We start from the raw sequence: 8,207 nt of genomic DNA on the forward strand, positions 1-8,207 counted from the left end.
GGCGGCGCCGGTCAGTCCTCGCGGACGTGCCAGGACTGTCCGTACCCGCCGTCGGCCTCGGGGCGGGCCATCAGCTCGAGGAACGGGTCGGCGCTGAACGCCTCCGGCCCGAGCACTCCGGCGCCGGTCCACACGCCGGTCGCGAGGAGCTCGAGCGCGACCACCGGGTTGAGCGCCGTCTGCCAGACCACGCACTGGGTGCCGTACTCGGCCATCGTCCACTCGTTGTCGCTCACGTGGTAGAGGTACACCTCGCGGTGGGCGCCGTCCTTCGTGCCCGAGACGAAGAGGCCGGCGCAGGTACTGCCGGTCATCCGCGGGCCGATGCCGGCGGGGTCGGGCAGGGCGGCGGCGACGACGTCGCGCGGCGAGACCTCGACGGGACCGCCGGCCGAGCGGACCCGCAAGGGCTCGGTGCTGTCGAGGCCGAGGAGGTGGAGGGTGCGCAGGACCCCGATGAACTGCTCGCCGAGGCCGTACTTGAAGGTGACCTTCTTCGCGTCGAGCCAGCGCGGCATCAGCAGCACCTCCTCGTGCTCGACGTTCACGCACTCGACCGGGCCGATGCCCTCGGGGAACTCGAACACCTCCGGCTCCGAGAAGGGGGCGGTGGTGTACCAGCCGCGGTCGCGCTCGAACACCACCGGTGGGTTCAAGCACTCCTCGATCGTGGTCCAGATGGAGAAGGACGGAGCGAAGATCTCGCGGCCGTCCGCGTCGTGCACGACGAGGTTCGCGCCGTCGCGCACTCCGAGCTCGTCGATCTCGTCGAAGAGGTGGTCGGAGGCGTAGCGGGCGAAGACGTCGGAGAGTCCCGGCTCCACGCCCATGCCCACCAGGGCGAGGCGGCCGCGGGAGGACCACTCCTCCGCCGCGGCGAACTGCTCGTCGCCGAGCTTGAGCCCCGTCAGCTCGTGGGGCCGCTCGGGGTGCGGGAGCGAGAGGCTCATCGCCATGTCGAGGTAGTCGGCCTCGGCGGCGAGCGCTCCGGCGAAGATCGTCGGGACGAAGCGCGGCTCGACGGCGTTCATCACGTGGGTCGCCCCGTGCGCGCGGGCGACGGTCTCGACGTTCTCGGCGTCGGAGGCGTCGATCCGCGCGGCGACGAAGCGGTCGTCGGCACCGTGCCGGTCCGCGATCCAGGCGACCGTGCGCTCGGCGCGAGCGAGGTCGTAGTCGCAGACGATGATCTGCTCGAAGAAGGAGCGGCGCGCGGCGATCTTCGCGAAGGCGTCGCCGACGCCGCCGGCGCCGACCAGGAGGATTCTCATGGGGACACCGTACCGACGGATCGCGTCGTCCACCACGCCGAGCACCGACGGAATCGGAGCGGAGCGCGCCTTCCGGCCACCGGATCCGTCACAGGGCGGCCCGCTCCCCCCGCTCGAGCAGGCGGAGGAAGCCGGAGAGGTGCCCGAGGCCGGTCAGCGAGGTCGGGAGCGAGGCGGCGAGCGCCGGCGAGTGCACCAGGTACGCCGCCCACTTCGCGCGCGAGACCGCGACGTTCAGGCGGTTGGGCAGGAGGAGGAACTCCATCCCGCGCGGGACGTCGGCCCCGGAGGACGCGGCGAGCGACACGATGGCGACCACCGCCTCCCTGCCCTGGAAGAGGTCGACCGTGCCGACCGGCGTCTCCTCGAGGCCCGCGGCGTCGAGGGCGGCGCGGAGGAGCCCGCCCTGGGCGTTGTAGGGCGCGACGACGATGACGTCGGCCGCGGTCAGCGTCCGCTCGCCGTGCTCGTCGGTCCAGGCGCGGCCGACGAGGGAGAGGGCGATCTCGACGACGCGCCTCGCCTCGTCCGGCGAGGAGGTGGTGTCGCCCGCGTGCTCGACCGGGACGGAGTGCACGCCCGGCTCGACCCCCTCCAGGTGGCGCACCTGCGGCGCCCGCGACCGCAGCGCGCCCTCGTAGGACAGCTCGGAGACGGCGTCGGAGAGCGCCGGGTGCATCCGGTGGGTCTGCGCGAGGAAGTAGCCGTACTCGGGCGGGAGGACGTCGTGCCCGTCGGCGAGCCAGCCGAGCGCCGACTCGTCGACCGGCTCCGGGTGCGCGCCCTGGCTCACCTGGGGCAGCTGCTGCGGATCGCCGAGCAGGAGCAGCCGCTGGGCGGAGACGCCCGACGCGATCGTCGGGGCGAGCGAGAACTGCCCGGCCTCGTCGACCACCAGGAGGTCGAGCGAGCGGCGCGGCACGGTGACCGGATTCGCGAAGGTCCAGGCGGTGCCGCCGATGACGCAGCCGCCGCCCTCCTCGAGGACCGCGGTGAGTGCCGCCGCGTTCTTCACCGGCGCCCAGGGCGCCGCCGCGAGCGCCTCGGGCGGCGTGCCGTTCTTGGGCACCTTCGCCACGCGGGAGGGATCGACGCCGCGGCCGACGACGGCGCTCAGCACGTTCTCGACCACCGAGTGCGACTGGCCGACCACGCCGATGCGCCAGCCGTGCTCGTTCACCAGCCGTGCGATCACGTGGGAGCCGACGTAGGTCTTGCCGGTGCCGGGCGGACCCTGCACGGCGAGGGTCGCCCGCTCGAGTCCGAGCAGAGTGGTGACGACCGCGCCGATCACGTCGTCGCCCTGCACCGGAGCGACAGCTCCCGGTGGCACGCGGCGGAGGACGTCGAGCGCCGGGTCGGCCAGCATCGCGGGCAGCGCGTCGAGGACCTCGCCGCCCCACTCCGCGATCGCCTCGGGCTGGGGCGCGGCGCGCGGAGGCGGCGCGGGGGCGAGGGCGACCGGAGCGTCGTCGTGCGGATCCTCCCCCGCCTTCAGGCCCTCCTTGAGGAGCAGGACGATCCGCTCCCCGTCGTCGTCGACCGCGAGGATCTCGGAGCGCTCGGCGGCGCCGCGCAGACCGGGACCGGGCGAGGGTGCACCAGGGGGCGCCGGGGCCTCGTAGACCAGGTACGGCGACGAGCCGGTGCCGAGCCGGCTGCCGGGAGCGAGCCGGCCGAGGATCCGCAGCTCGCGCGACTGCGTGCGGGCGCGCGGGAGCTTCGCCCAGTCGCGGACGACCTCGACCCGGTCGATCATCACGACGTCGCGGGTGTCCGCCCACTCGTCCAGCGGCTGCCGGAGGCGGTCGAAGTGCTCCTGCCAGAAGGTCTTGGCCTCGCGGCGGTGGTAGTCGATCGCCGCGCCGGCGAGGGCGAGCGCGGTCTGGTCGGCCGTGCGCTCGCGCGGCTCGATCCCCTCGACCTGCGCCAGCAGTGCGACCGCGACCGGGTGCGGCTCGCGGGGCACGGGGATCTCGACCTCGAGCAGCGGCGGCAGCTCCTCGCGCGGCGGAGCGAGCTCCAGGAGCCAGTCGCGCAGGCGGAGCGTGGAGCGGCAGTCGTAGGCGTTGTACTCGGCGACGAGGTCGAGCCCGCGCTGCCCCTCGACAGGATCGGCCCTCTGTGCGGCGCGCGCCTCCACGTACATCTCGATGCTGTCGGCAGCGTTCGTGACGCCGGACGCGTCGCGCTCCTCCTCGCCCATGTAGAGCGGCTCCAGCTTCTTGAGCGAGTAGCTGCGCGAGCCCACGCGGAGCGCCCGCCGCACCACCGGGTACAGGTCGACCAGGACGCCGTCGCGCAGGAGCGCGTCGACCTCCTCCTCGCCGACCCCGTGGCGGAGCGCGAGCGAGAGCAGGTGGCTGCGCTCGTAGGAGGCGTAGTGGTAGACGTGCATCCGGGGGTGCTCGGCCCGGCGCGCCCGCAGGAGCGCGAGGAAGTCGAGGAGCGCCCGGCGCTCGGCCGCGAGGTCGTGCGCCCAGAGCGCGGTGAAGCGCTCCTGGTCGTCGACCATGCCGAAGAGGTAGTCGAGGCCCCACTCGCGGTTGTCCTCGGTGTAGAGCGGGTCGCCCTCGAAGTCGAAGAAGAGATCGCCCGGATCGGGCGCGGGCAGCCCGGCGAGCACGGAGGCGTCGATCACCTCGACGGCCGGCACCGGCGAGGACTCCGACCGCAGCTGCAGCCGCGCCTGGGCGCGCAGGCCCTCGAGCGTGCCCGCGCTCAGCCCGGGGACGGGGCCGTCGTGCTCGGCGAGGGCGTCGATCGTGAGCACGCCGGCCGCCCCGAGCTTCGCCCGCTGGTCGAGCCGCATCCCGGCGACGAGGATCGGATCGCGGTGCGCCTGGACCTCGGGCGCGCAGACCGAGCAGCGTCCGCAGGAGGGGTAGCGCGGATCGCCCCACGCCAGCGGCTCGTCGGCGGCGAGGCGCTCGTCGAGCACGGCGCGGAGCCGTGCGCGCTGCACCCGCTGGACCGGGGCGACGACGGCCAGCTCGTGGCTGGTGACGGAGCCGTCGCCGAGCACGAGGTGCACCTGCTCCCCCACGCGGATGCCGCGGGCCTGCATCTGCTCGGCGTAGGCGGCGAGCTGCAGTAGCGCCGGGATCTTCGCGTGCCGGGCGAGCTTGGTGTCGTAGACCTCGTAGGCGCCGTCGGCGGTGCGGAGGAGGAAGTCCGAGAAGCCCAGGAACTCGCCGTCGAAGAAGGTGGCCTGGTAGAGCACGCCGACCCCGGCGCGCATCGCCTCGACGGCCGCCTCGGCCGCCTCGGGGTAGCCGGCGGGCTCGGGGCGCTCGAACTCGAGCACCTCGTGCGTGCGCTTCAGCTCGGCGAGGAAGCGGTGCTCGTGCTCGTCGCCGAGCACCGCGGTGCGCTCGAGCATCCCGTCCCTCTCGGCCTCGAGGCGCGGGGCGCGGCCGAGCAGGGCGTCGAACCGGCGGAGGACCGCCCACTCGCAGGCCGCCCAGTTCGACAGGTCGGTGGGGCTCGTGACCACGCGGCCGGACTCCAGGTACACGCGACTCCTTCCGCAATCACCGGGCGGCGATCGGCTCCAGGCTAGGGCGCCCCTCCGACACTCGTGCGGCTGCGGCCACCACCCGCGCCGCGCCGTCTCCGCGTGGCAGGCTGGGCCGATGACCCGCGCTCGCTTCGAGATCATCCCGGCCGACGACATCGGCGAGCGCGCCGCACGGGCGTTCCCGGACCCCTCCGCGGTGACGCTGACCGTGACGAGCCTGCCGAAGCACGGGACCGAGCGGACCGTGGACTGCGCGGTCGCGCTGGCCGGGCGCGGGTTCCGCGTGGTGCCCCACCTGGCGGCGCGGAACGTCGAGGGCCGCGCCGCACTCGAGCGGGTCCTCGAGCGGATGGGCGAGGCGGGGATCGACGAGGCGTTCGTGATCTCGGGCGACGCGTCCTCGGCGGCCGGCACCTACTCCACGAGCCTCGAGCTCATCCGCGACGCCCGCGAGATCTCACCCGGGCTGGCCCTGGACATCGCAGGCTACCCCGAGGGCCACCCGCACCTCTCCGACGAGAGCATCGAGCGGCACCTGCGCGAGCGCGCTCCGTTCATCCGCTCGATCGTCACGCAGATGTGCTTCGACGTGGACGCGGTGGTCCGCTACGCCGATCGGCTCCGCGAGACGGGGATCACGTCCGATCTGTGGGCGGGCGTGCCGGGGCCGGTCGAGCGCTCGCGGCTGCTGACGCTGGGCGCGCGGATCGGAGTGGGCTCCTCGCTCGGCTTCCTGAAGCGGAGCACCTCGGTGGCCGGCGGGCTCCTCCGCGGACGCCGCTTCGACCCGTCCGCGTTCGTCGCGCGCCTGGAAGCGGCGGCGGGCGACCGCCTCGCGGGCCTGCACGTCTACACCTTCAACGAGCTCGATTCCCTCGCCGCCTTCGGCTGATCGGCGAGCCTCCGCGCTCCTCGGGCGTCGACCCTCAGGGGCTCGAAGCCCTCGCGGGGAGCGCTGCGCCGGTCAGGTGGTGCGGCGGATCCAGATCGGCGGGTGCGGGAGCTCGGCCTCGGTGCGCAGGCGGCCGGCGAGCGGGGCCCAGACCACGAGCGCCACGCCGATCCCGAGCAGCAGGCCGCCGACGGTGTCGCTCAGCCAGTGGGCGCCGAGGTAGGTGCGGCTCGCCATCATCGCCACGGTGTACAGGAAGCCCACGATCCAGACCCACAGCAGCGGGAACACCAGGGCCAGCACCATCGCCGTCGTCGCCGCGTTGGCGGTGTGGCCGGACGGGAAGGAGCCGTAGTCGCTGGTGACGAGCATGTCGGCCGGGCGGGCGCGTCCCACCAGCTCCTTGACGAGCTGAGTGGCGCCCACGCTGACCAGCGCGGCGATCGCGTAGTAGAGCGCCGCCCACCGCCTGCGGAACACCAGCAGCACGGCGACGATGCCGAGCGGGATGAGCGTCGTGCCGACGAGCCCCGCTCCGACCGTGTTCATGACGAGGGCCGGGATGTCCCAGACCGGCGAGCGGTGCTCGACGATCTCGTCCATCCACTCCACGTCGAAGCGGAAGGCCGAGGTGGGGCGGAAGGCGATCAGCACGGCGAGGAGCACCGTGATTAGGATCGCGAGCGACGCGGAGACCAGCGGCCAGCGGCGGGAGACCCGGTGGGCCGCCTCCTTCGTCAGCAGCCGGGCGGCGACGTCGTCGGACGGCACCTGCTCGCGCATCTGCGCACGCTGGACGGCGTCGGGGCGCGCGATTCCGGGCTCGGTCGACAGGCGGTCGTCGCGGTGATCCATCCGGACATGATGCCGTCACCCGGCGTTCCCCCGCTGGGGGTTGCGGGGCGGCTCGGCCGACCGTTCGGAAGCGCGGCGTCCGCGCGCCGGGGTTCGTGGCACGGTTCGACCGGCCGTGCGGATGCCCGGCCTTCCCCCGCGGGGGTTCGCGGCGCGGCTCAGCCGGCCGCGCGGGCCAGGCGGGCGGCGCGGAGGGCGTCGAGCCGGGTCGGCTCGGAGGAGCGCGCGAGGAGCCGCGCGGCGACGGCGCTCACGCGGGAGTCGTCCGAGGCGGAGGCCCGCTCGAGGGCGGCGGCCGCGTCGGGACCGGTGATCGAGCCGAGCGCCATCACGGCCGAGACCGCGAGCGCGGAGTCGTCGCTGCCGGCGGCCCCGTCCAGCGCGTCGACGGCAGGACGCGCGTCGTCGCCCAGGTAGCCGAGCGCGGCGGCGGCGTGACGCCGGACCGGCGCGGACCCCTCGCGGAGGGCCTGGTCCAGACCGGGGACGGCCGCGGCGCCGAAGGAGGCGAGGACGTCGGTGAGCACGTTCTGCGCCTCCGCGTCGTCGTCGCCGAGCAGGCCGAGCAGGACCGGCAGCGCGCGCTCGTCGCCGAGGCGGCCCAGCGCGAAGCGGGCCTTCGCAGCGACGGCGGGCTCGGAGTCGGCGGCCAGCGGGGCGATGTCGTCGAGCGTCGCCGGGTCGAGGATCTTGCTGAGCACGTGCAGCGCCTGCGTGCGCACCCGGGGCTCGCGGCCGAGCGCCTCGCGGGCGACGGGGACGGCGGCGGAGCCGAGGCGGCCGAGCGACCAGGTGAGCACGTCGCGGACGAAGAAGTCCGGCTCCTCCCACAGGTGCGCGGCGAGGGGCTCGGCGGTGGCGGGCTCGGCGAGCTCGCCCAGGGTCATCGCCGCGCGGAGGCGGACGTCGCGGTCGGGGTCGGAGAGCTCGGCGAGCAGGGCGGAGGAGTCGCGGGAGGACATGGGAGGGGACTGTAGCAGCGGCGCTCGGGAGCGGATCCAGCGAGGGCCGGAGCGCCCGGGAGGAGCCGCAGGAGCGGAGCGTGCCGGACCGCCGGGACCCGGAGCCGAGCGCTCAGTCCTGCAGCGCCGGGACGCTCCTCGGCCGGACGATCAGCCAGAGCGCCAGGATCGACACGGTCGCCGTCGCCATCATCACCACGGCCATCGGCACGGCCGAGCCGGCGCCGAAGACCCCCGAGATCGGCGACAGCAGTCCGGCGGTGCCGAAGTTCACCGCTCCGAGCAGCGACGCGGCCGTCCCCGCCTCCCGGCCGTGGTTGACCAGGCCGAGGACCTGCACGCACGGGAAGCTGAAGCCGCACGACGCGATGAAGAACCACAGCGGGACGAGCGTGCCCCAGAGCCCCAGCCCGAGCACGTCGAAGAGGGCGATCAGGCCGGCGGAGGTGAACAGCGTCAGCGTCGTGCTCGCGAGGATCCACTGCGGCCCGATCCTCCGGCTGAGGTAGGAGGACGCCTGCACGCCGAGGACGACGCCGAGCGAGTTCACGGCGAAGAGCAGCCCGTACTGCTGCGCGTCGAATCCGTAGAGGCCCTGGAACAGGAACGAGGAGCTGGAGAGGTAGGTGAACAGGCCGGCGAAGGTCATGCCCCCGATCACCGCCACTCCGAGGAACACGCGGTCGCTGAGGACGGCCCGGTAGCGC

6 protein-coding genes are annotated in these 8,207 nt (G+C 74.2%); 1 reads left to right on the plus strand and 5 read right to left on the minus strand.

Features of this window, described 5'->3' with window-relative positions; all coding sequences use genetic code 11:
- Positions 1-11: 11 nt before the first annotated feature.
- On the minus strand, positions 12-1,271 hold the full coding sequence (locus C5D04_RS17165; RefSeq protein ID WP_104348107.1) for a saccharopine dehydrogenase family protein: 1,260 nt from the start codon (positions 1,269-1,271) through the stop codon (positions 12-14).
- Between the two features lie 88 nt (positions 1,272-1,359).
- A complete protein-coding gene (locus C5D04_RS17170) occupies positions 1,360-4,788 on the minus strand; it encodes a bifunctional RecB family nuclease/DEAD/DEAH box helicase (RefSeq protein ID WP_104348104.1) in 3,429 nt (1,142 codons plus the stop codon).
- A gap of 118 nt (positions 4,789-4,906) precedes the next feature.
- On the opposite strand from C5D04_RS17170, the gene C5D04_RS17175 reads away from it, so the two are divergent.
- Positions 4,907-5,683 (plus strand): methylenetetrahydrofolate reductase, encoded by a 777-nt coding sequence (locus C5D04_RS17175; RefSeq protein ID WP_104348105.1) that lies wholly within the window; start codon positions 4,907-4,909, stop codon positions 5,681-5,683.
- Between the two features lie 72 nt (positions 5,684-5,755).
- Here C5D04_RS17175 and C5D04_RS17180 read toward each other — a convergent pair whose 3' ends face one another.
- From C5D04_RS17180 to C5D04_RS17190, 3 genes are all read right to left on the minus strand, one after another.
- Complete coding sequence (locus C5D04_RS17180) at positions 5,756-6,538, minus strand: phosphatase PAP2 family protein (RefSeq protein WP_258068964.1); 783 nt, start codon at positions 6,536-6,538, stop codon at positions 5,756-5,758.
- A 158-nt stretch (positions 6,539-6,696) separates the two neighbouring features.
- Positions 6,697-7,500 (minus strand): HEAT repeat domain-containing protein, encoded by an 804-nt coding sequence (locus tag C5D04_RS17185; protein WP_104348106.1) that lies wholly within the window; start codon positions 7,498-7,500, stop codon positions 6,697-6,699.
- Between the two features lie 112 nt (positions 7,501-7,612).
- A partial coding sequence (locus C5D04_RS17190; protein WP_146087898.1) for an MFS transporter occupies positions 7,613-8,207 on the minus strand: 595 nt, incomplete at its 5' end.

The organism is Rathayibacter sp. AY1D2 (assembly GCF_002932695.1).
Lineage (GTDB): Bacteria > Actinomycetota > Actinomycetes > Actinomycetales > Microbacteriaceae > Rathayibacter.